Here is a 23,785-nt window from a genome sequence, read left to right as displayed (position 1 = left end):
CTTAATTATTAATTAACTTAAAATAGATGAAAAATTTTAAAATTTTTTTGTTTAATGTGATCCTTTTGGTTCCTGCGTTTATGTTTGCACAACATACAATAAAAGGAACTGTTACAGAGGCATCTTCTAATTCTGGATTACCAGGAGTAGGCATTATTATTAAAGGAAGTACCATGGGTACAACAACAGACTTTGATGGAAATTATACCATTGAAGGTGTAAAGACTGGAGATTTATTAGAATTCTCTTATATGGGATTTCAAAATCAAGAAATTAAAGTAACTGAAAAAATTATTACAACAGGCTCTCTTAGCATTAAAATGGCTGAAGAAGCTAACGTTTTAAATGAAGTTATTTTAGTTGGTTTTGGTACTGCTAGAAAAAAAGACATGACTGGTGCTGCTGTAAAGGTAAGTGCAGATGACCTTATACAAGGTGCATTAACCGATCCTGTTCAAGCAATGCAAGGTAAAGCTGCTGGGGTAAACATTACTAAACAAGGTGGTGACCCTAACTCTGGCTACAATGTTCGTATTAGAGGTGCTGCTGGTTTTGCTGCTGGTGGAGACCCTTTATATGTAGTTAACGGTGTTAGAGGTGTAGACCCTACCACTATTGCTCCTGAAGACATTACTGCTTATGATGTACTTAAAGATGCTGCGTCAACAGCTATTTATGGTGCCGATGGTGCTAACGGTGTGGTTTTTATAACTACAAAAAAAGGTACTAGCGATAGAGTTAGACTTACTTTTAGCTCTTATTTAGCAATAGACAATGTTGCAAACAGATTAGGTCTTCAATCTGCTGATAGTTATAGAGGTTATATTAACGACAACCAAGACAAGTATGGTGATTTTAGTGATGCTGGTGGAAATGTAGACTGGCAAGATGCTATTTTTAGAACTGGTACTTCACAAAATTACAATTTCTCTATGGCTGGTGGTTCTGAATCTTCAACATACAGAGTTTCTTTTACTTCTCTAGGTATTGAAGGTGTTATTAAAAATTCTTCTAAAAACAGAAATATTGGAAGACTTGATTTAACACAAAAACTTTTAGACGACAAAATTTTAATTAGTGCTACTTTAGGTGGTACATTAGAAAAAAATCATTACGTAGATTATGGTAGTAACGGACCAACATCTGTATTGTTTCAAGCTTTCCAAAGGCTACCTACAGATCCAATTTACAATGCTGATGGTTCTTATTTTGAAACTTCAAGAGTATTTAACTATTACAATCCTGTTGCTCTTTTAGATCAAATTGAAAATGAAAGAGATGCTAAAAAATATTTAGCCAATGCTAGAGTAGATTACGATATTACAAGTTTCTTAAGCGCCAACTTAAACTTAAGTTATTTAAGAAACGATGATGAATCTACTTACTTTGAGCCTAAATACGAAAGTAGTATTGGAGGTATCAATACTTTAATTAGAGAAGGTTACGGTAAAAGAGCTTACAATAACTGGGGACAAGCTATGTTAGAAGCTACTGTAACTTACAAAAATACTTTTGCAGACTATCACAATTTAACAGCTTTAGTTGGTTATTCATACAGAAACCAAAGTTGGGATGGATTTAGCGCACAAGGTAGAAGCCCTATTTCTAATTCATTAGGTTCAGATAATCTTAAAAACTTTGAAGACCTTCAATTAGGAGATGTTGAATCTTACAAAGGTGAAAGAACTGATATTGGTGTTTTTGCTCGTGCAATTTACGACTATGCATCCAAATATTACTTAACTGCAATGATTAGAAGAGATGGTTCTTCTGTATTTGGTGATAGTAACCAATGGGGATGGTTCCCATCTGTTCAAGTTGCTTGGAATATGGCAAATGAGAAATTCTTTGAAAATATTGAAGTTGTTAACTTGTTAAAAATTAGAGCAAGCTGGGGTGTATCTGGAAACAGTAACATAGACAGTTACCTTTCTACATTAAGAGTTGGTCCTTCTGGAGTTGGACTAGATCCAGTTACTGAAAAACCAATTACAATTTTAGATTACTATAACAATGGTAACTCAGATTTAAAATGGGATAACAACCAAGAAATTAACATTGGTCTTGACTTCAACCTTTTCAACAGTCGTTTAAATGGTGCTATAGAATATTACACCAAAAATTTAACAGACATGCTTTCTATTTATGATGTACCAACTGAAACAAACTATGCAAATAAAGTGTTTTATAATGGTGGTGAAATTAAAAATGATGGTATTGAGGTTACATTGAACGGAGATATTATTAAGGGTGAGAATTTTAACTGGAACATGGGATATGTATTCTCTAGAAACAACCAAGAAGTAAAATCGTTAGACGGTGGAAAATACAATCTTGATTTTAGAGATGTTGGTTATATTTCTGCTCCTGGTATTGTAGGTGTTGCAACACAACGTATTATGCCTGGTTACAAATTAGGTACATTCTTTGGCTTTGATTATGCAGGTGTAAGTGAAGATGGAAAATGGTTGGTTAACGGAGCTGATGGTGAAATTCACTTTTTAGATGACGTTTCTCAATCTGACGACCAGAAAAAAGTAATTGGTAATGCTTTACCTGAATTTGAAATGGGATGGAGCAACCAATTTGGTTACAAAAACTGGGATTTAAGCTTGTCATTTAGAGCAATTTACGGCAATGACGTGTACAATGCAACCAAGCAAGTATTTGGTAACCCTGATTATGTTACACAAAGAAACGTATTAAATGAAGCTTTATTGGTTGACGGTTATGTTGGTGGTGCTTACCAAGCACTAAGCTATTATATTGAAGATGGTAGTTTTATTAGATTAGACAACCTTAACGTTGGTTATACTTTACCTAATACTTTGTTAGCTAAAAACATGAAACTAAGACTTTACTGCTCTATAAACAATGTATTTACTTTAACAAATTATGATGGAATAGACCCTGAGTTTAACTTTAGTGGTGGTGATAGAGGTAAAGGTGAAATATACTTTGGTCTTGACCAATACAACGTATATCCAAAAACTCGTACGGTAACATTCGGATTAAACTTTGATTTCTAAAATGAAAAACATGAAAAATATATATAAATTTATTTTGATACTTTTTGTTGGTATTACACTTACAAATTGTACGCAACTAGATGCAGATGTTTCTGATTTCATCCCTGGTGATGAATATCCAGAAAACGCAGATCAAGCAATACGTGTTGCAAATCCTGTATTCGCAAAAACCAAAGATCTATTAGACAATGGTGGATGGTGGTTTATACAAGTGGTTTCTAGTGATGAAGCTGTAGCGCCAACAAGAGGTTCTGACTGGGATGATGGTGGTAAATGGAGAGCATTACACCAACACACTTGGGGAGCAACAACTGAAGCTGTTAACCAAACTTGGGGGCTTATTTATGATGCTGTACCAAGAGCAAACAGAGCAATTGAATTGTTAGAAGTAGGTGCTGAAGCAAGCCCAGAAGTGGCTCAAGTATTAGCTCAAACAATTGTTTCAAGAGCATATTATTACTTTTTAGCTATTGACAATTTTGGAGATGTACCTTTTCCTTTAACCTTTACAGGTGTAGATGAGTTTCCTTCAAGAACACCAAGAGCTGAAGTATTTAATACTATTGTTCAACAAATATTAGACAATGTAGATTTATTACCTGTTCCTGTTCCAGGTATTTCATCAAGTGCAATAAACCAAGGTACAGCTTACGCTCTTTTGGCTAAATTGTATTTAAATGCTGAAGTTTACACAGGTACACCTATGTGGCAAAAAGCTTATGATGCTTGTGAAAAAGTAAAAAGTTTTGGTTATAGTTTAGAATCAAATCCTTCATTGCCTTTTATCACAAATAATAGTGGTTCTGTTGAAAATATTTATACAATTCCTTACGATGAAGATAAATACAGAGGATTTAACTTTCATATGAGAACATTGCATTATTTATCTCAACAAACATTTGACATGAGTGTTGCTCCTTGGAATGGATTTGCAGTATTAGAAGCTACTTATAACCTATTTGGATCTAACGATTTAAGAAAATACGGTTTATTAGTTGGACAACAAAAAACAGTTACTGGTGTTGATATTATTGATGAAGTTGCTGGTGCTAACTTGGTATTTACACCAAATATTCCTGCAATTTTAATGCCTGCTAGTGATTACTCATCTGCTGAACTTCGTAATTCAGGTGTACGTATCGCTAAATGGGAAATTAAAGCTGGTGCTAGAGATAACTTAAGTAACGATTTTGCCATTTTTAGATACGCAGATATCATACTTATGCAAGCTGAAGCTTTGGTTCGTATGAACGGAAGAGGTGCTGGAGATGCTCTTGTAAACCAAATTAAAAACAGATCAAATGCCCAAATTACTGGTAACTATGGTCTGCAAGATATTTTGGATGAAAGAAGTAGAGAATTATTATGGGAAGGATGGAGAAGAAATGATTTAATTCGTTTTGGACAATTCTCAAAAACTTGGTGGGAGAAAAACGACAATGATATAAATCACAACCTTCTTCCAGTTCCACAGTATGCAATCAATGCAAATAGTAATTTATTGCCTCAAAATCCGGGATACTAATTAAAAAGATATAATAAAATGAAAAAACTAAAATATATATTTTTCGCATTGATTTTTGTTGGATTATGGTCCTGTGAAGATGATGACGCAAACATTGACATTCTTCCGTCTGAAACAATTGCGACCAATGCAATTATAAATACGCCTGAAGAAACTGAATTTACTGTTATTGAAACAACAGAAAATGTAACAGGTAACGAAGACGAAACTGCAACTGCTTTTACTTGGAGTGCAGCTAAAGGAAGCTATGGTGGATTAATTGTCTACACACTTCAATTAGACTTAAAAGGAAATAACTTTAGAAATGCAGCTTATTTACCTTTAAGCGAACAAAAAACTTCCGACATAAAACAAGAAGTAACTTTTGGAGACTTAAATTTAACTGTAAATCAGGTAAATACAAACAGAGTAACAGATGGTGCTGCAAATCCTATTGATTTTTCAATACCAAATGATTATGAAGTTCGTGTAATTAGTGCTTCTAACGTATCTGGAAATCTAAAATATTCAGAATCTATAACTGTTTCTATCAAAGCTTATGAAGAAATAATTGTTATTGAACCTGAGTTATTTGTTGTTGGTTCTGTTCAAGGTTACTACGGTGCTGCTAACTGGACTCCTACTGAAGCAATTCAAATGAGATATATTGGAGATGGTACTACAAAAGTTTTTGAAGCTTATGTAAAAGCAAGTTCATCAGACATTTTAAAATTCATTTCAAACCAAGCAGATTGGGCTAACGTAGTTGGTAACTATGGAGATGACGGAACAAATTCTGGTATCTTAATTAATAGTGGTGAAAGTAAAAATATTTCATTTGAATCAAACGGATTGTACTATATCCAAGTTGATATTGATAATTTAACTTACAAAACTGTTAAAATGCAATGGGGAATTATTGGAAATGCAACAGCAGGCGGATGGTCTGATGAAACTCCTATGACTTATGATATTGCTTCTAATACTTGGAAAATTACAGCCAATTTAGATGCTGGTGAATTAAAGTTTAGATCTAAAAATACAGGAGCTGAAATTTATGCCAATGATTGGGCTTTTAACTGTGGACCAGATTTATTTGCCTATGACATTCCAAATTCTCCAAACTTCCAAATGGGAGCAGGATCTGCTACTATAACTATAACTATTGATCTTGACGGAGCAGTAACAACAACTGGCGTTTAATAGAACTTTTAAACTAAAATACATGAAAAAAATAATTTTTATATTCACAGCAATAATAGCACTTACGTTTGGAGCTTGTTCTCCAGACGAAGTGACTATTAATCCTTTAGAACCTACCGATCCATTATTAATTGGTGCCGTTCTAAACACTCCTAGTGTAACTACTTTCAACATTGTTCAAACAACAGATACAACTGTTGGTAATGAAGCTGATGAAGCAGTTGCATTAACTTGGGAAGCTGCAACTGGTGATAATGATGGAAGTATCTTGTATTATGTTCAAATGGACATTACAGGTAATGAATTCAAAACAGCTGTAACTATTCCATTAGCAGCATCTGGAACTACTGAATTGACAAGAGCCTTAACTTTTGGAGAATTGAATGAAGCGATGAATCAAGTTTCTGTAAATTTGGTTAAAATTGCTTCTGCTTTATCTGTAAAATTTGATGAAGCTAACGTAGTTGACGTAAGAGTACAAACTATTTTAGGGGCTTCAATTGCAGTTCAATATTCAGAAATAATCAACATTACAATTACACCATATTTTACAGGTTTAAGTGATGAGATTTCAATTAAAGGTGATGCCTTAGCTTCAGATGTTATGTTGGTAAATACTGATGGCGTATTTAAAAATAGAGTTGAATTAACTGCCAGTACTTTTAGATTTTTTGCTGAACCAAGTGAAACAAATATTAGTTACAATTACCAATATTTTGATTCAAGAGGATACACAATTGATCCGCTACTTGTAAATGCTAACGATACTGAAATGAACTTTAGCTTTACAGGTGAAGAAGGTGCTTGGGACTTAATTTTAGATACAAATTCTAAAACAATTGAATTGGTAGAAGTTGTTGCTCCAGATAATTTATACTTAATTGGATCATTAACTGGATGGGATCCTGCTACAGCATTTCCTTTCCATAACAATGGAGACAATACGTTTACAATTTCAGCTCATTTAGTTGATGGAGACCAATTTAAATTTATTCCAACTAACACATCTTGGGATGGTGCTTGGAAAGAAGATCCAAACAACCCTGGATCAATAATTAATGAAGGTGGTGATCCAAATATTGGTGGATACCCTGCAGGTCAATATCTAATTACAGTAGATTTTAATGCTCTTACATTTACAATGAAAGAAATTAACAACCTTTACTTAGTTGGAACAATTTCAGATCCTGCTTGGACTCCTACTGCTGCGATAAAAATGGGCAATCCAAGTGCTGGGGTATTTTCTTTAATTCGCGATTTAAAAGCAAGTGATGAGTTTAAATTCTTACCAACAAATATTGATTGGTCTGGAGATTTTGGTGAAGATCCAAATAACCCTAACAAAGGTTTTGATGGTGATGGTGAAAAAAACATAAAAGTTGCTGAAGATGGAACTTATGTTATTTCTTATAACTATACTACCAATGACATCATTGTTTCAAAAATTGTGATTCCTACTCAATTGTATTTAGTGGGAAGTTTTAGAGGCTGGAATAATGATGCTGGAAACCCTAAATTTACAGAAGTTGCAACCAATGTTTTTGAAATTACACAAGCATTAGCAGCTAATGACGAATTTAAATTTGTAAAATCTAACACTGGTGGAGATTGGGCAAATGACATTGCGCAAAACAAAACAAGCCCATTGGTAATAGAGCAAAATGGTGAAGAAAACATTAAAGTAACAACTGATGGTACTTATACCATAACTGTTAATTTTAATAATGGAACAATAAAACTTTCCAAGTAATTTATATTTAATTTTTACTAAAAAGGCTGCTGATATCGGCAGCCTTTTTTTTTAATAGCAACCTATCTAATATTCAAAAAATGAAAAAAACAGTACTTCTACTCTTCTTAATATTTTCAAATATTGCATTTTCGCAAGTTAGTACTGTGCCTACAATACCAACTGCATCAACAGAAATTATTGTAACCCTTAACACTTCTGGAACCGAATTAGAAAACTACACCGGCGACATATATGCTCATACTGGCGTTTTAACCAATAAATCTACAAGCACTTCAGATTGGAAATATGTTATTGCTAATTGGGATACCAATATCGACAAAGCAAAGCTCACAAAAATAGCAGCAAATACTTACCAATTTAAAATCACTCCTAATATTAAAACTTTCTACAATATTCCTAGTAGTGAAACTGTAACAGATATTGCAATTGTATTTCGATCAGCTGACAGGTCTAAACAAACAAGACCAGATATTTTTATCAAAATTTTTGCCGATGGCTTAAATGTTACTTTTACAAATCCTACAAATAACAATATTTACCAATTAAACGAACTTATTACAATTGCTGCCGAATCTTCTATAAATGCAGATTTAGAACTTTTTGTAAATGGAATTTCTGAACAAACAGCAACTGCTTCTACAACAATTTCAAAACCATACACCTTTACTTCTTCTGGTTTACAAACTTTAAAAGTAACAGCTGTAACTTCAACAGAAAATATGGAAACTGAAATTTCAGTTTATGTAAAAACCCCAACTCAGGAAGTAACAAAACCTACAGGTTTAAAATATGGCTTAAATAAGAACCCTGATAATTCAGTTACATTTTTATTAAAAGCACCTTTAAAAAATGATGTTTTTTTAATTGGTGATTTTAACAACTGGAAATTAAACCCAAACTACCAATTAAAAAAAGATGGTGACGATTTTTGGTTAACAATACCAAATTTAGATATCAATACAGAATACGCCTATCAATATATGATTGATTACAACATTAAAGTTGCTGATCCTTATTCTGAAAAAATATTAGATCCAGACACAGATCAATACATCAAAGACGGAAATTATCCCAACCTAAAAAATTATCCTACCAATTTAACCACTGGTTATGTTTCTACTTTTTTAATTAATGAAGAAAATTACGCTTGGAATATTACTGATTTTACCAAACCAAATCAAAATAATTTAATTGTTTATGAACTTTTAATTAGAGATTTTACCGAATCTGATTCGTACAATGAAGCAGCAACACACTTAGATTATTTAGCTTCATTAGGTGTAAATGCAATTGAATTAATGCCAATAAATGAATTTGAAGGTACTGACAGCTGGGGTTACAATCCGGCATTATATATGGCTTTAGACAAAGCTTACGGAACAAAAAATGCTTTTAAAAAGTTTGTAGATGAATGTCATAAACGTGGTATTGCAGTAATTGTTGATGTTGTTTTTAATCATTCATTCGACCAATCTCCAATGGCTCAAATGTATTGGAATAGTGAAAAAAGTAAACCTGCAGCTGACAATCCTTGGTACAACGAAGATCACAATTTAGTAGACAACACAAGTGCACATTGGGGAAATGATTTTAACCATGGATCAATACATACTGTTTCATTTTTTAAAGATGTTTTATCGTATTGGATCAATGAATATAAAATTGATGGTTACAGATTTGATTTCACCAAAGGTTTTTCAAATACTTTGTATTATGGTGAAAATAACTGGGCAAGTGCTTACGATGCCGCTAGAATTGCTATCTTAAAAAATTATGCTGATCACGTTTGGAGTCATAACCCCGCAAACAAACCTTACGTTATTTTTGAACATTTGTCTGAAAATACTGAAGAAAAAGAATTGGCAAATTATGGCATTATGCTTTGGGGAAATCTAAATCATAGCTACAATCAAAACACCATGGGTTACAGCAGCGAATCTGATATTTCTTGGATGTCGTATAAAAATAGAGGTTGGAATAACCCCAATATAATGGGCTATATGGAAAGCCATGATGAAGAACGCTTGATGTATAAAAACCTTCAATATGGAAACTCCAATTCTAATTACAATGTAAAAGATTTAAATACAGCCTTGTCTCGACAAGAAATTGCAGCAATGTTCTTTTTTACCATTCCTGGACCAAAAATGATTTGGCAATTTGGCGAATTAGGCTACGATTTTAGTATTGATGAAAATGGTAGAGTTGGCAGAAAACCTATAAAGTGGGATTATACAGACAATATTAACCGAAAACACATTTACAATACTTGGGCTACTTTAATCGCTTTTAAAACCAAATACCCAAATGTTTTCAACACAACAAATTTTGAAATAAACGTTGGTAATACCTATTCAAAATCCATTACTTTAAAAAATGCAAGTATGGATGTGGTGATAGTTGGTAATTTTGATATTGTTGAAAAAAATATATCAACTACGTTTACAAAAACAGGTACTTGGTACGAATATTTTACTGGTGAACAAAAAAATGTAAATAGTACATCACAAACTATTACCTTAAAACCTGGAGAATATAAAATGTATTCAACAACGCGTTTACTTGACCCTAGGGGCGGAACTGCGACTGATGACAGTGACAATGATGGTGTACCTGACACTGAAGATTTATGTCCAAATACAATGGAAGGCATTAAAGTTAATAGTACAGGTTGCCCTATTTTTACTTTACCTTCAACCAATTTTAAAATTGAAGCTACAGGCGAAACTTGTATTAATAAAGCCAATGGAAAACTACTTATTATTGCTGAAAAAACACTCAATTATAGCGCCACAATTAAAGGCAAAGTGTATCAATTTACAAAAAAATTAGCTGTTGAAAATTTAGCTCCAGGCAATTTTGATTTTTGTATTACTGTTGATGGTGAAACATTTTCTCAATGTTACAATGTTACTATTGAAGCAGGATTTAAAATTGAAGGAAAAGCTAGTGTAAATTCAAATAAAATGAATATTGATATTACCCAAGGCACTCCTCCATTTGATGTTTTGGTAAACGGCATAGAAATACTACAAACTAACAATACATCATTTTCAATAGATGCCAATTCAGGTGATTTAATTGAAGTAAAAACCAATGTAAAGTGTGAAGGTGTATTTTCTAAAAAAATGGATGCTTTTGAAAATATTTCAGCATACCCAAACCCAACAACCGGAATAATTACACTTGAGCTACCTATTGCCAAAAAAGAAGTATACATAGAATTGTACAATATGCAATCTCAATTAATATCATCAAAAACATATCCTGTAATTTATGGGAAAGTACAATTAAATATTGAAAATAAACCAAAAGGATTGTATCTTGCACGCGTTATTACAGATACTATTTATACCATAAAAATATTAAAACAATAAGTAAAATGAAAAAATTTTTATATTTAGCAGTCATAGGAATTGTTATTTGGTCATGTGGCGGTGGAGATGATCCTCCTCCGGCAAATAAAGCACCATCAACTCCTGTACAAGTTTACCCTGCTAACAACGAATTGTGTATCAATAATGCTGTAAATTTTCAATGGAATGCATCAACAGATCCTGAAGGAAAATCTTTAACTTATTTGGTTGAAGTATCTAAATCTAGTTCATTTTCTCCAATAACAGATTCAAAAACTGTCAATACAACATCTACGCTAATTTCATTAGAAAAAGGCATTGTATTTTACTGGAGAGTAACAGCTAAGGATAACGAAGGCTTGTCTAGTTCACCATCATCAACAAACGAATTTTATACTGAAGGTCTTGGTGATTCTAATTATTTACCATTTTCACCTGTGATAGTTACTCCAGAATTAGGCTCAACTGTACAAACAGCTACTGCTAATTTAAAATGGACTGCAAGTGATGCAGATAACGACCCGTTAACTTACGATGTTTATTTTGATACTGTAAATCCACCCGTAACTATTAAATCGTCAAATCAAACTGCTACTAATTATACAACACCAACTTTAGAAGCGTCAAAAACTTACTATTGGAAAATTGTTGTTAAAGATGGGCAAGGCGGGCAAACTACAGGGCAAGTGTGGAATTTTAAAACAGATTAACAAAAATTAAAATTATTTTTAATTTTACTAAAAACCACCTAAATTAAATATTTAGGTGGTTTTTAATTTTAAAAAACTAGTTTTCAAGCATTTGAAAAGCATATTAAAAACAAATTTTCTAATATTTTTGAATCCATATCATAAAAAAAATCATTTTAAAAAAATAATTACAAAGAACTGATAAAAGTCATTATTTGAACTTACATTTCTATATATTTTTGTCTCATAATTCATTTACTTATCACATTAAGTAATGTTTTTGATTTTTTTAGTTAGTAGTAAATAAAAAAAAGAGAGTATCCCTACTCTCTTTTTTTGTTTTAAAATATTTTTTAAAATTTGCTATTTTACAATACAACTACCGAATTTTCTTCAGTACCTAAACCGCTATTAACATATTTATCTGCACTATCATCATTAATCCATTTTTCACCATCTAACAAATACTTGAATTGAAATTCAGTATCAATTGGTAAGTCAAGTGTAACGTTAAATGAACCGTTTTTTAACATTTTCATTTTAACGGGTTCTGCTGTATTCCAATTATTAAACTCCCCTAATAAATCTACTTTGGCAGCACCAGAAACAGCATCTTTTGTCATTGAAAAAGTTACTTTACATACTGGTTTACTTTTTAAATATTGCTTTTTTAAACTCATAATATTTGGTTTTAATTTTAAACAAATATAATGCTAATACACAGTTTATTATACAACTCATTTTTCTTATTTATAAACTATATTAACCTAATTTTTCCATTATTAACAATGCGGGTTAAATTGACACAAGAACAAGAAATCCTATTATTTTCATCTAAAAATGCGAAAATATTCAAATTTATTAATAGCATTTTTAATGTTAATTAATTAAGAAATGTTTAAATTATTCCAACTTCAGAAATAAACAAAATAATTAATTAACAATTACATTCATTTATTAAAATTAAAATTTATAAATTTATCTAAATCAATATTTTATAAAAATTGAAAAACTATGGATAAATACTACAAAGTAAAAGTGAATGAATCTTTTGAATATGATTTAAATAGTTTAAACGTAGAAAAACTAGATATTTTAAACTTATCTCCATTAAAATTTCATGTACTTCACAACACAAAACCGCACAACATACAAATTTTACAATCTGACTTTAACAATAAAGAATACAATGTTAAAGTAAATGCCAATAATTATACCATCAAAATTTCAAATGAGCTAGATAACCTTATCAATAAAATGGGTTTTTCTGAAGGTGCTGATAAAAAAACAAATATTATCAAAGCTCCTATGCCTGGTTCAATATTAAAAGTAAACGTAAAGCCTAATCAAAAGGTAAAAGAAGGTGAAGTACTGCTTATTTTAGAAGCAATGAAAATGGAAAATACAATTTGTGCGCCTAAAGATGGTGTTATAAAAGTGGTAAAAGCTAAAGAAAACAATACTGTTGAAAAGGGCGAACTATTAATTGAACTTTTTTAATATTTATAAAAATGAAAAAAATATTAGTTGCCAACCGAGGCGAAATTGCCATTAGAGTGATGAAAACTGCTCGAAAAATGGGCATAAAAACTGTTGCTATTTATTCTGAAGTAGATAGAAATGCACTTCATTTAAGATTTGCTGATCAATGTGTTTATATAGGTGAATCGCCATCAAACAAATCGTATTTAGTAGGTGAAAGAATTATTGAAGAAGCAAAAAAACTTCAGGTTGATGCTATTCATCCAGGTTATGGATTTTTAAGTGAGAATGCCGAGTTTGCAGAATTATGTGAAAAAAATAATATCATATTTATTGGCCCAAAATCAAAATCTATTGAAATGATGGGTAATAAATTGGCGGCTAAAGATGCTGTTAAAAATTACAACATCCCAATGGTTCCTGGCTACGACAGCGCCATTACTGATCCTAAAAAGGCCATAGAAATTTCACGTAAAATTGGATTTCCTATTTTAATAAAAGCTGCTGCAGGCGGCGGCGGTAAAGGAATGCGTATTGTTGAAAATGAAAAAGATATTGAAGAGCAAATGCAGCGTGCTATTAGTGAAGCCGTTTCTGCTTTTGGAGATGGTGCCGTATTTATTGAAAAATACATTACTTCACCTCGCCATATTGAAGTTCAAGTTTTGGCAGACAGCCACGGAAATATTTTACATTTATTTGAAAGAGAGTGCAGTGTACAACGCCGTCATCAAAAAGTTATTGAAGAGGCTCCTTCCACAATTTTAACTCCAGAGTTACGAGAAAAAATGGGAAAAGCAGCCATATTAGTTGCCAAATCTTGCAACTATTTAGGCGCTGGAACAGTAGAGTTTTTAGTTGATAGTGAACTGAATTTTTATTTCTTAGAAATGAATACCCGCTTACAAGTTGAACATCCTGTTACCGAGTTAATATCAAATGTTGATTTGGTAGAATTGCAAATTAAAATCGCTCGAGGCGAAGCATTAACCATAAAACAAGACGATTTAAAAATACACGGTCACGCACTTGAATTAAGAATTTATGCTGAAGATCCTATGAACAACTTTTTACCAAGCATTGGTAAATTAACTACCTACAAACTGCCCGTTGGTGAAGGTATTAGAGTTGACAATGGATTTGAAGAAGGTATGGATATCCCTATTTATTACGACCCAATGTTAGCCAAATTAATAACCTATGGAAAAAACCGTGAAGAAGCCATTCAATTAATGATTGAAGCAATTGATAATTATACTGTTGAAGGTATTTTTACAACACTACCATTTGGGAAATTTGTTTGTCAGCATGAAGCTTTTAAATCCGGAAATTTTGATACGCACTTTGTTAAAAAATATTATTCACCCGAAAAACTAAAAAAAGAAATTGAAGAAGAGGCTCAACTCGCTGCAATTATTGGTTTAAAAATGTATTTAGAAGCGCAAAAAATATTAAAAATTCCTAATAATTAATCTTTTATAGTATTCAACCATATGGATTCAAGAAAAAAAATATTAAATGAAAAAATTGCAGCTGCTTATTTAGGTGGTGGAAAAAAACGCATTGAAATACAACATTTAAAAAAGAAATTAACCGCCCGTGAACGAATTGCTTATTTATTAGACGAAGATTCTTTTGAAGAAATGGGCATTTTGGTTACACACAGATCCAATGATTTTGGTATGGAAAAACAACATTTTTATGGAGATGGTGTTGTTACTGGTTATGGCACAATTTGTGGAAGATTGGTCTATGTTTTTGCACAAGATTTCACCGTTTTTGGTGGCTCACTGTCCGAAACACACGCTGAAAAAATTTGTAAAATTATGGATCAGGCATTAAAAGTTGGAGCACCATTGATAGGATTGAACGACTCTGGAGGAGCACGAATTCAAGAGGGCGTAAGGTCTTTGGGAGGTTATGCTGATATTTTCTACAGAAATGTACAGGCTTCAGGGGTTATTCCGCAACTTTCTGCAATTATGGGGCCTTGCGCTGGTGGATCTGTTTATTCACCTGCTATAACCGACTTCACTTTAATGGTTGAAAACACCAGTTATATGTTTGTAACTGGCCCAAATGTTGTTAAAACTGTTACCAACGAAGAAGTAACTTCTGAAGAATTAGGTGGCGCAAATACACATGCTACAAAATCTGGTGTTACTCATATTACTTCAGCAAATGATGTTGAATGTTTGGAACATATTAAAAAATTGCTAAGCTACATTCCTCAAAATAACAAGGAAACTACTAAAAAAATTCCCTATGAATTGGGTGATGAATTGCGAATAGATCTTGAAAATATAGTTCCAGAAAATTCCAATAAAGCATACGATATGCATGGTGTTATAAAAGGTATTATTGATAAAGATTCCTTTTTTGAAATTCAAGAGTCGTTTGCAAAAAATATTATTGTTGGTTTTGCTAGAATTGCAGGAAGAAGTGTTGGAATTGTAGCAAATCAACCAATGCAATTGGCTGGTTGTTTAGATGTGGATAGCTCCATTAAAGGTGCTCGTTTTACAAGATTTTGCGATTGTTTTAACATCCCACTGTTAGTTTTGGTAGATGTTCCTGGTTTTTTACCTGGTACCAACCAAGAGTGGAATGGCATTATTAAAAACGGTGCAAAATTATTATATGCACTAAGTGAAGCCACTGTGCCAAGAATTACAGTAATTACCAGAAAAGCCTATGGTGGCGCATATGATGTAATGAATTCTAAACACATTGGTGCTGATATGAATTTTGCTTGGCCAACTGCTGAAATAGCTGTTATGGGTGCAAAAGGTGCTGCTGAAATAATTTTCAAAAATGAAATCAATGCTGCTGAAAATCCGGATGAAAAATGGAAAGAAAAAGAAGCAGAATATGCATCTAAATTTACAGATCCTTATGGCGCTGCTGAAAGAGGTTTTATAGACGAGGTAATTCATCCAAAAAATACCCGAAGAAAACTTATAAAAGCATTTCAAATGCTAGAAGGAAAAACAGTAATTACACCCAATAAAAAACACGGTAACATTCCTTTATAAATCAACAAAAAACAAATAGAAAGTAATATGAAAAAAAAATGCACCCTAATTATTGCCATTTTATTGATGGTTAATTTTGGATTTTCTCAAACAAAAAATTTTATTGATCAACCTTATCTAGAAACTAGTGCAAGTGTTGATACTTTGGTAACTGCAGACAAAATTTATTTGAAAATATTAATTAATGAAAGCGATACAAAAGATAAAATTTCTGTTGAAGAATTAGAAAATAAAATGGAAATTGCTTTAAAGGATTTGGGAATTGACACTTCAAAAAATTTAGCTTTAATAGATTTGGCTAGCAATTTCAAAAATTATTTTTTAAAACAAAAAGATGTCATGAAAAGCAAAGCTTATTCGTTGCTTGTTTTTGATGCTCAAACAGCTGGAAAAGTTATTATTGCACTTGAAAATTTAAACATTTCAAATGTAGAATTAGAAAAACTAGAACATTCAAATATTGAAGATGTAAAATTGATTTTAAAATCAAAAGCAATTTTAAAGGCAAAAAGACAAGCTGATTATTTAACCAAACCTTTAAATCAAAAAACAGGAACTGCGCTACAAATATCAGACAATGTAAACCAAGGTTATCAATACAATAGAAATCAATTAGACGAAATGGTTGTTGTTGGTTATTCAGCAAGAAAAAAACAAGAGTTTGAGCCTATTGACATTGAATTTAAAAAGATAAAAGTTGAAACTGAAGTTGTTGTTAAATTTAAAATTGATTAGACCTAAAGAACAACTTTTAAAACAAAAAATCCTGAATTTCTTCAGGATTTTTTTTATATAATTTCAGCAGATAGCCCTCTTGTTAAAAGCAAACTACAACGTGGTTTCAAATCTTCATATTCACCAGTTTTTACTGCACATTTTCCTTTATAATGGACCAATAAAGCACATTGTTCAGCCTGTTCAAAAGTATGATCACAAATTTCAACTAACGAGTCTATAACATGGTCAAAAGTATTAACATCGTCATTAAACAACACAATTTCGTGTAAATTTGCTTCCTGCTCTAAAACATCAACTTCTTCTTGTATTTTTCTTTTCGTACTCATAATCACTTTCAAATTTATAAAAAATATTTTACAACAATCTTAAACAATCTAACAAAACACTTGTTAGCAGCATTTTAAAAATATCAAAATTTACCTATTATATTTTAACGAAACCCAATTATTACGTTCAATAGTTTTGTCTAATTTTAAACCATATTTTGTAACTTCAGCATCTATATATGGTATATCTTCCTGATAAAAACCACTAAATAAAATAGTTCCACCTGCATTTAAACAATTCATATAATGCGCCATATCATTTAACAAAATATTTCTGTTGATGTTTGCTATAATTACATCATAATGTTTGTTTTTTAACAAAGCTGCATCACCTTCAAAAACAGAAATATTTTTACAATTATTTCGTTCTACATTTTCTATTGAATTTTCGTAGCACCAATTGTCAATGTCAATTGCATCAATAGGATTTGCACCTTTCATTTCAGCAAAAATGGCTAAAATTCCTGTTCCACAGCCCATATCTAAGGTTTTTTTACCCGTTAAATCCATCTCCATTAACTGTTGCACCATCATATGTGTCGTTTCATGATGCCCTGTACCAAAACTCATTTTTGGTTCAATAACAATATCATATTGCAAATTTGGATTCTCGTGAAAAGGCGCTCTAATACTTACCAAATCATCAACTTGAATTGGATTAAAATTCTTTTCCCATTCACTATTCCAATTTACTTGTTCAATTACTTCTTCAACAAAAGAAATTTGAAACTCATCAGAATTTAAAATTTGAATATCTTCTAAAATTGCGTCATTCCAATCAACTTCTTGAATATATGCTGATACACCTTCTTCATTTTCTACAAAACTTTCAAAACCAGCCTCACCCAATTCAGCAATTAAAATTTCAGTTCCTGGCTCTTTAGGAGAAACTGTAAAAATGTATCCTCTATATTTTATCATATTTTATTATTTTCAAAATGCAAAAATACGGTTTCCTTTCAAAACGAAAGAAAACCGTATCTTAATATTATTATAATTTTAATTGTCTTAGAATGACTTAATTAAAGCTAAAAAGTTATCAGAATTTAAAGCAGCACCACCAATTAAACCACCATCAACATCTTCTTTAGAAAATATTTCTTTAGCATTTCCTGGATTTACACTTCCACCATATAAAATTGAAACATTGTTAGCAACTTCTGCATTGTATTTATCTGCAACAATTTTACGAATAAAAGCGTGCATTTCTTGCGCTTGTTCTGGTGAAGCAGTTTCTCCAGTACCAATTGCCCAAACTGGCTCATAAGCCAATACAATATTTTTCCAAGCTGCTGCATCTAAATGAAATAATGCATTTTTAATTTGACTTTCAACAACGTCAAAATGTTTATCAGCTTTTCTTTCAGCTAAAACTTCACCAAAACAGAAAACAATTTCTAATCCATTTGCTAAAGCAGCATCAACTTTTTGAGCTAAAATAGCATCTGTTTCACCAAAATATTCACGTCTTTCAGAGTGACCTAAAATCACTGTTTTTAAACCTAAAGAAGTTAACATTTCACCAGAAATTTCACCAGTAAAAGCACCACTTTTTGCTTGATGCATATTTTGAGCAGCAACCTCAACAGCTGAACCTTTAGTAACTTTTACAACTTCGCTAATGTTTACAAACGTTGGTGTTACAATAACTCTTGTATTACCAAGGTCTAAACCTTTTACTTTTTCAACAATTTCACTAGCTAATTCAGTTGATTCCTGAACATTTTTATTCATTTTCCAGTTACCTGCTACAATTTGTTTTCTCATGATATTATATTTTACTTTTTATAGTTCTAATTAAAGCTACAAATTTACAGTTTTATACGTAAAAAATTGCTTAAAAATTAGATTGATTCCGCAATCGTTTTCGATTGAAACTCAGTTAAAAAACTTATTTCAGCCTAATCCTAGGATCTAAAACCCCGTACAAGATATCTACCAAAATATTTATCAAAATAAACATTGTTGCAATTATTAAAACACTTCCCATAATTACAGGTAAATCTAAAGTGTTTAAGGCATTTACAATTTCTTTCCCTAAACCGTTCCAGTTAAAAATATATTCAACAAAAACCGCTCCTGCCAACATAGATGCAAACCAACCAGACACGGCGGTTACAACCGGATTTAATGCATTTTTTAACGCGTGGATTTTCATTATTTTGTATGTTGAAAGTCCTTTTGCTTTGGCAGTTCTAATATAATCTTGATTTAAAACTTCTAACAACGAATTACGTGTTAACTGCACAACCACCGCCAAAGGTCTGATACCTAAAACAATGGCAGGCAACAATAAATTTTTCCATTGAATGTAAATATGCTCACCAAAATCATCAACTTCATACAAACTACCTGTCATATTTAAATGGGTGTATTTATGCAACACAAAACCAAACAACCAAGCAAATAAAATGGCCGAAAAAAACGATGGAACACTCATTCCTAAAGTACTTATTACGGCAATAATTCTATCAAAAAAAGTGTCTTTATACAAAGCTGAAAGTATCCCAAAAAAGATACCAACAATAATGGCAATTGTAATTGCCGAAACTGCTAAAACAGCAGTATTTGGTAGAGTTTCTGAAATAACATCTGCAACATCTTTGTCGTTTTTTTGAAAAGATTTTCGCAAATACGGACTTTTAATTACAATGGTCTCACCTCCTACTGAAAACAATTTTGTATAACTATATTTTGAAGCATCTAAATACGTGTAATTTTTAGAACTGTTACTGTGAATAGAAATTGGAGATAAATCGTTTAAATAATACAAATATTGGGTTGAAATTGGTTGATCAAAACCATATTTTTTTCGAATATTCTGTAATTGTTCTGCATCTTCACGCTGATCTAACATCATACGAGCTGGATCACCAGGTAACACATTAAATAAAAAGAAAATAACCGTTACAACACCAAAAAGTGTTAACAATCCGTAACCTAATTTATTTAAAATATAACTAAACAATGTGTATTATTTGACAACAAATATAACTTAAACTATTAAAATTACTACTTTTGCACAACTCTTTATTTGAACATATGAACAGACAAGAACTAATTGCCCAAATTCAACAAAAAAAATCTTTTTTATGCATTGGATTGGACGTAGATTTAGCTAAAATTCCAACACATTTACTAAAGGAAGAAGATCCTATTTTTGAATTTAACAAGCAAATTATTGACGCTACACATCATTTAGCCGTTGCTTATAAACCAAATACTGCTTTTTACGAAGCTTACGGAATTAAAGGTTGGATGGCTTTGGAAAAAACCATCAATTATATCAATCAAAATTATCCTGAAATTTTTACCATTGCCGATGCAAAACGTGGCGATATTGGAAATACTTCAACTATGTACGCAAAAGCTTTTTTTGAAGATTTAAATTTTGACTCGGTTACTGTTGCTCCTTATATGGGAAGCGATTCTGTTGAGCCATTTTTAGCTTTTGAAAACAAAACAACCATACTTTTAGCTTTGACATCAAATAAAGGTGGATTGGATTTTCAGGGTTTAAAAACTGGTGAAAACGAATTGTATAAAGAAGTTTTAAAAACAGCCTTGACTTGGAAAAATTCTGAAAACTTAATGTTTGTTGTTGGTGCAACCAAAGCTGAATATTTTTCAGCTATCCGAAAAATTGTACCAAATCATTTTTTATTGGTTCCTGGTGTGGGTGCGCAAGGCGGAAACCTACAAGACGTTTGTAAATATGGTTTAAATAAAGATTGTGGACTATTAATCAATTCATCTAGAGGTATTATTTATGCTGGAAAAGATGAAAATTTTGCAAAAACTGCTCAAATTGAAGCTGAAAAATTGCAAAAAGAAATGGCAGCTATTTTAGAAGTTAGAAGTTAGAAGTTAGAAGTTAGAAGTTTTAAAAAATATCATTCCGAGTGAAGTCGAAAGTTACTTTTACTTGAAATTTATTAACAATGTAGCTATTTACATAAGAAATAGTGTCTAAAAATCGTAATTCATATTTTTAAAATGAAAACAGTTAGAGATCAAATTGGAAGAGAAATCACATTAAAACAAGCACCTAAACGAATTATTTCTTTAGTGCCTTCGCAAACAGAATTGTTATGTGATTTGGCTTTAGAAAATGAACTTGTGGGTATTACAAAATTTTGCGTTCACCCTTATCATTTAAAATCAACCAAAACAATTGTTGGTGGTACTAAAAAAGTTGATTACGATAAAATTAAAGCACTAAACCCCGATTTTATACTTTGTAATAAAGAAGAAAACACTTATGAAATGCTTCCTGAATTGGAAAAAATTGCACCTACTTATTTTTCTGATGTAAATACCATTCAGCAAGCTATTGATTTAATTTTAAGTTTAGGTACTATTTTAAACAGAAGAACTGAAAGTGATAATTTGGTTCATAAAATAGAATTTAAATTAGACCATTTTAAGCAATTTGTAAAAGACAAACCTACACGAAAAGTAGCTTATTTTATTTGGGCAAAACCGTGGATGGTTGCTGGTAATGATACATTTATCAATGAAATGTTACAACTCAACAATTTTGAAAACATTTATGAAGATATGAGTCGTTATCCAAAAGTTGAAATCAACAGAATTAGACACGAAGGCGATCCTGATGTTGTTATTTTATCTTCAGAGCCTTTTCCGTTTAAAGATGAACACGCAATGGAAATTGCCACTTATACCAACCGTTCTATCACCGTTTTTGGAGATGGTGAAATGTTTAGCTGGTTTGGATCTAGAATGCTTTTAGCCTTTGATTATTTTAAGGAGCTACACAAAAAATTAGAAAGTCATTTTTAAAACCATTCATTATTTATCAAACGAATCAGTTTTTTTATTGTAATGATACGGACAATGTTTACATCCATTTCTACAGCAATAACCACGTTTTAAATGGTATTTTTCGGTAAAAACACGGTAACCTTGCTCATTTACATAATAATCTCCTTCTTCTGAAGGTATTGTATTTTTAAATTCCATTTGGCAAAAATAAAAAACGTTCCAATACTATTGGAACGTTATATTAAAAATATAAATTCACTTTATTTTTTTTCAACTACAGGAGCAGGTGGATATTGCGCCATAATTTGGTTAACAAACTCTTTTACTCTTTCTTCCTTTTTAGTAACATTACCCGAAGTATTTAAACCTCCGCTACCAATTCCTTGCCAAATTAATTCTTTTTTTGCTGCATCAATAAAATCAACAAACAAAGTTCCTTCAGTATAAGTAGAAATTTGTGGGCCAAAATTAGGACCATAATACCAAGGATACCATCCGTAATAACCTCCAAAGCCATATCCATACCCCATAAAATCATTGTTGTAAACATTCACTTTCTTTTGAGCCTTTGTAAAAATATTGACTAAAATATCTGGATTTTCAGATTTTGTAAATCCTTTTGCCAATAATTGAGCTTCAACAGCTTTTAAAATTCTACGCTTATCTAAATCCGAAATTTCGGCTTTATCAATTCCCTTTTTATAAAATGCAAAAGTTTTATATTTTGTAAAATCGGTTGATTGATCGTAATCTGCTATAACTTTTACTGAAGAGCAAGAAGCTAGCGTTAAAAAAACAACTATTACTGTTAGAAATTTTATAGTTTTCATTTCAAAAAATATTTAACTAATTAGGTACTTATATAACAATTACAATAATAAAAAAACAATTTAAATAGCAATTTTATATTGATATAATTATCAACAACCATACCAAATAAACGATTCAATTTTAAACACTTATTTTAATAATTTGCTTTAAATTTAAATCATAAAAAAAGGCAAACAACGTTACCTTTTTAACTAGTTTAAATAAATACAACCGTTTTGTTTTTGTACACCATAACTTTGTGTTTTGTATGGAGTTTTATAGCTCTAGACAATACAATTTTTTCTAAATCTTTACCTTTTAGTATAAAATCTTTAATGGTGTTTGTATGCGTAACTCGTGTAATATCTTGTTCAATAATAGGACCTTCATCTAAATCTTCGGTAACATAATGACTTGTTGCTCCAATAATTTTCACCCCTCTTTGAAAAGCAGAATGATATGGTTTTGCCCCTGGAAAAGCTGGTAAAAATGAATGGTGAATATTGATGATTTTATTTTGATATTCTTCAATTAACTTACTCGAAATTATTTGCATATAACGTGCCAATACAATAAAATCAATTTTGTATTCGGCTAATAATTTCATTTGTAAATCTTCAGCAGTTTGTTTGTTTTCTTTTGTTACTTTGATATAGTAATAAGGAATATTGAAATTTTGAGCAATATGCTCTAAATCTGGATGATTGCTAATAATCAACGGAATTTCAACATCCAATTCATTGGCACTATACCTACTTAAAATATCGTACAAACAGTGTTCGTATTTAGAAACAAACAATGCCATTTTAGGTTTTACATCTGAATCGAACAAATACCAATTCATATTAAATTCAGCCCCCATTTTGTCACTAAAAAGCGATTCAAAATTTTCTGTTACAAAAGTCGATTTTGAAAATTCGCACTCCAAACGCATAAAAAACATGGCATCTTCTCTATCAACATGCTGATCTATATACACAATATTACCTCCTTGTTGTTGAATAAAGGTGGTTACTGAAGCTATAATTCCTTGTTTGTCTTTACAATTTATAAGTATTGTTATCCTTTTCATTTT

20 protein-coding genes are annotated in these 23,785 nt (G+C 31.3%); 12 read left to right on the top strand and 8 right to left on the bottom strand.

The window, feature by feature from the left end; translation table 11 throughout:
* Positions 1–26 precede the first annotated feature (26 nt).
* The 6 genes from EC396_RS02435 to EC396_RS02410 all read left to right on the top strand — a co-directional run bounded on the left by EC396_RS02435 (position 27) and on the right by EC396_RS02410 (position 11,555).
* A complete protein-coding gene (locus EC396_RS02435; protein ID WP_129365122.1) occupies positions 27–3,029 on the top strand; it encodes a SusC/RagA family TonB-linked outer membrane protein in 3,003 nt (1,000 codons plus the stop codon).
* Between the two features lie 10 nt (positions 3,030–3,039).
* Positions 3,040–4,554, top strand: a complete 1,515-nt coding sequence (locus EC396_RS02430) for a RagB/SusD family nutrient uptake outer membrane protein (protein WP_164975185.1) — start codon at positions 3,040–3,042, stop codon at positions 4,552–4,554.
* Positions 4,555–4,572: 18 nt separating this feature from the next.
* Positions 4,573–5,736: a SusE domain-containing protein gene (locus EC396_RS02425; protein ID WP_129365120.1), complete on the top strand. Its 1,164-nt coding sequence runs from the start codon at positions 4,573–4,575 to the stop codon at positions 5,734–5,736.
* A 22-nt stretch (positions 5,737–5,758) separates the two neighbouring features.
* Complete coding sequence (locus tag EC396_RS02420) at positions 5,759–7,486, top strand: SusF/SusE family outer membrane protein (protein WP_129365119.1); 1,728 nt, start codon at positions 5,759–5,761, stop codon at positions 7,484–7,486.
* Between the two features lie 80 nt (positions 7,487–7,566).
* Complete coding sequence (locus EC396_RS02415) at positions 7,567–10,866, top strand: alpha-amylase family glycosyl hydrolase (RefSeq protein ID WP_129365118.1); 3,300 nt, start codon at positions 7,567–7,569, stop codon at positions 10,864–10,866.
* Between the two features lie 5 nt (positions 10,867–10,871).
* The gene (locus EC396_RS02410; RefSeq protein ID WP_129365117.1) at positions 10,872–11,555 is read left to right on the top strand and encodes a hypothetical protein; all 684 of its coding nucleotides are present in this window, start codon (positions 10,872–10,874) and stop codon (positions 11,553–11,555) included.
* Between the two features lie 347 nt (positions 11,556–11,902).
* On the opposite strand, the gene EC396_RS02405 is transcribed toward EC396_RS02410, so the two are convergent.
* Positions 11,903–12,214, bottom strand: coding sequence for an isoamylase early set domain-containing protein (locus tag EC396_RS02405; RefSeq protein WP_129365116.1), 312 nt, complete (start codon positions 12,212–12,214; stop codon positions 11,903–11,905).
* Between the two features lie 334 nt (positions 12,215–12,548).
* Here EC396_RS02405 and EC396_RS02400 point away from each other — a divergent pair, with 334 nt between their 5' ends.
* Genes EC396_RS02400 through EC396_RS02385 form a run of 4 tightly spaced genes read left to right on the top strand, consistent with a single transcriptional unit; the run spans position 12,549 to position 16,786 of the window.
* On the top strand, positions 12,549–13,034 hold the full coding sequence (locus tag EC396_RS02400) for an acetyl-CoA carboxylase biotin carboxyl carrier protein subunit (protein ID WP_129365115.1): 486 nt from the start codon (positions 12,549–12,551) through the stop codon (positions 13,032–13,034).
* Between the two features lie 11 nt (positions 13,035–13,045).
* Complete coding sequence (locus EC396_RS02395) at positions 13,046–14,488, top strand: acetyl/propionyl/methylcrotonyl-CoA carboxylase subunit alpha (protein ID WP_129365114.1); 1,443 nt, start codon at positions 13,046–13,048, stop codon at positions 14,486–14,488.
* A gap of 21 nt (positions 14,489–14,509) precedes the next feature.
* Complete coding sequence (locus EC396_RS02390) at positions 14,510–16,051, top strand: acyl-CoA carboxylase subunit beta (protein WP_129365113.1); 1,542 nt, start codon at positions 14,510–14,512, stop codon at positions 16,049–16,051.
* Between the two features lie 27 nt (positions 16,052–16,078).
* Entirely contained in the window at positions 16,079–16,786 is a 708-nt protein-coding gene (locus EC396_RS02385; RefSeq protein ID WP_129365112.1) for an SIMPL domain-containing protein, read from the top strand.
* Between the two features lie 53 nt (positions 16,787–16,839).
* Here EC396_RS02385 and EC396_RS02380 read toward each other — a convergent pair whose 3' ends face one another.
* From EC396_RS02380 to EC396_RS02365, 4 genes are all read right to left on the bottom strand, one after another.
* A complete protein-coding gene (locus EC396_RS02380) occupies positions 16,840–17,115 on the bottom strand; it encodes an ATP-dependent Clp protease adaptor ClpS (protein WP_129365111.1) in 276 nt (91 codons plus the stop codon).
* A gap of 90 nt (positions 17,116–17,205) precedes the next feature.
* Positions 17,206–18,036, bottom strand: a complete 831-nt coding sequence (gene prmA, locus EC396_RS02375) for a 50S ribosomal protein L11 methyltransferase (protein ID WP_129365110.1) — start codon at positions 18,034–18,036, stop codon at positions 17,206–17,208.
* Positions 18,037–18,123: 87 nt separating this feature from the next.
* Entirely contained in the window at positions 18,124–18,882 is a 759-nt protein-coding gene (tpiA, locus tag EC396_RS02370) for a triose-phosphate isomerase (protein ID WP_129365109.1), read from the bottom strand.
* A gap of 124 nt (positions 18,883–19,006) precedes the next feature.
* Complete coding sequence (locus EC396_RS02365; RefSeq protein ID WP_129365108.1) at positions 19,007–20,083, bottom strand: ABC transporter permease; 1,077 nt, start codon at positions 20,081–20,083, stop codon at positions 19,007–19,009.
* A gap of 74 nt (positions 20,084–20,157) precedes the next feature.
* On the opposite strand from EC396_RS02365, the gene pyrF reads away from it, so the two are divergent.
* Together pyrF and EC396_RS02355 are read left to right on the top strand one after the other, a co-directional pair.
* Positions 20,158–20,979 (top strand): orotidine-5'-phosphate decarboxylase, encoded by an 822-nt coding sequence (gene pyrF, locus EC396_RS02360; RefSeq protein ID WP_129365107.1) that lies wholly within the window; start codon positions 20,158–20,160, stop codon positions 20,977–20,979.
* 132 nt (positions 20,980–21,111) lie between these two features.
* A complete protein-coding gene (locus EC396_RS02355; RefSeq protein WP_129365106.1) occupies positions 21,112–21,918 on the top strand; it encodes an ABC transporter substrate-binding protein in 807 nt (268 codons plus the stop codon).
* 9 nt (positions 21,919–21,927) lie between these two features.
* Here the strand turns inward: EC396_RS02355 and EC396_RS17815 are convergent, their stop codons facing one another.
* The 3 genes from EC396_RS17815 to purU all read right to left on the bottom strand — a co-directional run bounded on the left by EC396_RS17815 (position 21,928) and on the right by purU (position 23,782).
* Entirely contained in the window at positions 21,928–22,098 is a 171-nt protein-coding gene (locus tag EC396_RS17815) for a DUF5522 domain-containing protein (RefSeq protein WP_164975184.1), read from the bottom strand.
* Positions 22,099–22,160: 62 nt separating this feature from the next.
* Positions 22,161–22,730, bottom strand: coding sequence for a DUF4136 domain-containing protein (locus EC396_RS02350; protein ID WP_129365105.1), 570 nt, complete (start codon positions 22,728–22,730; stop codon positions 22,161–22,163).
* A 197-nt stretch (positions 22,731–22,927) separates the two neighbouring features.
* Complete coding sequence (gene purU / locus EC396_RS02345) at positions 22,928–23,782, bottom strand: formyltetrahydrofolate deformylase (RefSeq protein ID WP_129365104.1); 855 nt, start codon at positions 23,780–23,782, stop codon at positions 22,928–22,930.
* Positions 23,783–23,785 lie beyond the last annotated feature (3 nt).

It is taken from the genome of Lutibacter sp. HS1-25 (assembly GCF_004121075.1).
Lineage (GTDB): Bacteria > Bacteroidota > Bacteroidia > Flavobacteriales > Flavobacteriaceae > Lutibacter.
Note: the sequence above shows the minus strand (reverse complement) of the source record. Positions and strands in the feature narration are given on the sequence as shown.

Coding starts and splice junctions, on each gene's coding strand:
- EC396_RS02435 (WP_129365122.1), top strand. CDS start 27: ATGAAAAATTTTAAAATTTTTTTGTTTAATGTGATCCTTTTGGTTCCT.
- EC396_RS02430 (WP_164975185.1), top strand. CDS start 3,040: ATGAAAAATATATATAAATTTATTTTGATACTTTTTGTTGGTATTACA.
- EC396_RS02425 (WP_129365120.1), top strand. CDS start 4,573: ATGAAAAAACTAAAATATATATTTTTCGCATTGATTTTTGTTGGATTA.
- EC396_RS02420 (WP_129365119.1), top strand. CDS start 5,759: ATGAAAAAAATAATTTTTATATTCACAGCAATAATAGCACTTACGTTT.
- EC396_RS02415 (WP_129365118.1), top strand. CDS start 7,567: ATGAAAAAAACAGTACTTCTACTCTTCTTAATATTTTCAAATATTGCA.
- EC396_RS02410 (WP_129365117.1), top strand. CDS start 10,872: ATGAAAAAATTTTTATATTTAGCAGTCATAGGAATTGTTATTTGGTCA.
- EC396_RS02405 (WP_129365116.1), bottom strand. CDS start 12,214: ATGAGTTTAAAAAAGCAATATTTAAAAAGTAAACCAGTATGTAAAGTA.
- EC396_RS02400 (WP_129365115.1), top strand. CDS start 12,549: ATGGATAAATACTACAAAGTAAAAGTGAATGAATCTTTTGAATATGAT.
- EC396_RS02395 (WP_129365114.1), top strand. CDS start 13,046: ATGAAAAAAATATTAGTTGCCAACCGAGGCGAAATTGCCATTAGAGTG.
- EC396_RS02390 (WP_129365113.1), top strand. CDS start 14,510: ATGGATTCAAGAAAAAAAATATTAAATGAAAAAATTGCAGCTGCTTAT.
- EC396_RS02385 (WP_129365112.1), top strand. CDS start 16,079: ATGAAAAAAAAATGCACCCTAATTATTGCCATTTTATTGATGGTTAAT.
- EC396_RS02380 (WP_129365111.1), bottom strand. CDS start 17,115: ATGAGTACGAAAAGAAAAATACAAGAAGAAGTTGATGTTTTAGAGCAG.
- prmA (WP_129365110.1), bottom strand. CDS start 18,036: ATGATAAAATATAGAGGATACATTTTTACAGTTTCTCCTAAAGAGCCA.
- tpiA (WP_129365109.1), bottom strand. CDS start 18,882: ATGAGAAAACAAATTGTAGCAGGTAACTGGAAAATGAATAAAAATGTT.
- pyrF (WP_129365107.1), top strand. CDS start 20,158: ATGAACAGACAAGAACTAATTGCCCAAATTCAACAAAAAAAATCTTTT.
- EC396_RS02355 (WP_129365106.1), top strand. CDS start 21,112: ATGAAAACAGTTAGAGATCAAATTGGAAGAGAAATCACATTAAAACAA.
- EC396_RS17815 (WP_164975184.1), bottom strand. CDS start 22,098: ATGGAATTTAAAAATACAATACCTTCAGAAGAAGGAGATTATTATGTA.
- EC396_RS02350 (WP_129365105.1), bottom strand. CDS start 22,730: ATGAAAACTATAAAATTTCTAACAGTAATAGTTGTTTTTTTAACGCTA.
- purU (WP_129365104.1), bottom strand. CDS start 23,782: ATGAAAAGGATAACAATACTTATAAATTGTAAAGACAAACAAGGAATT.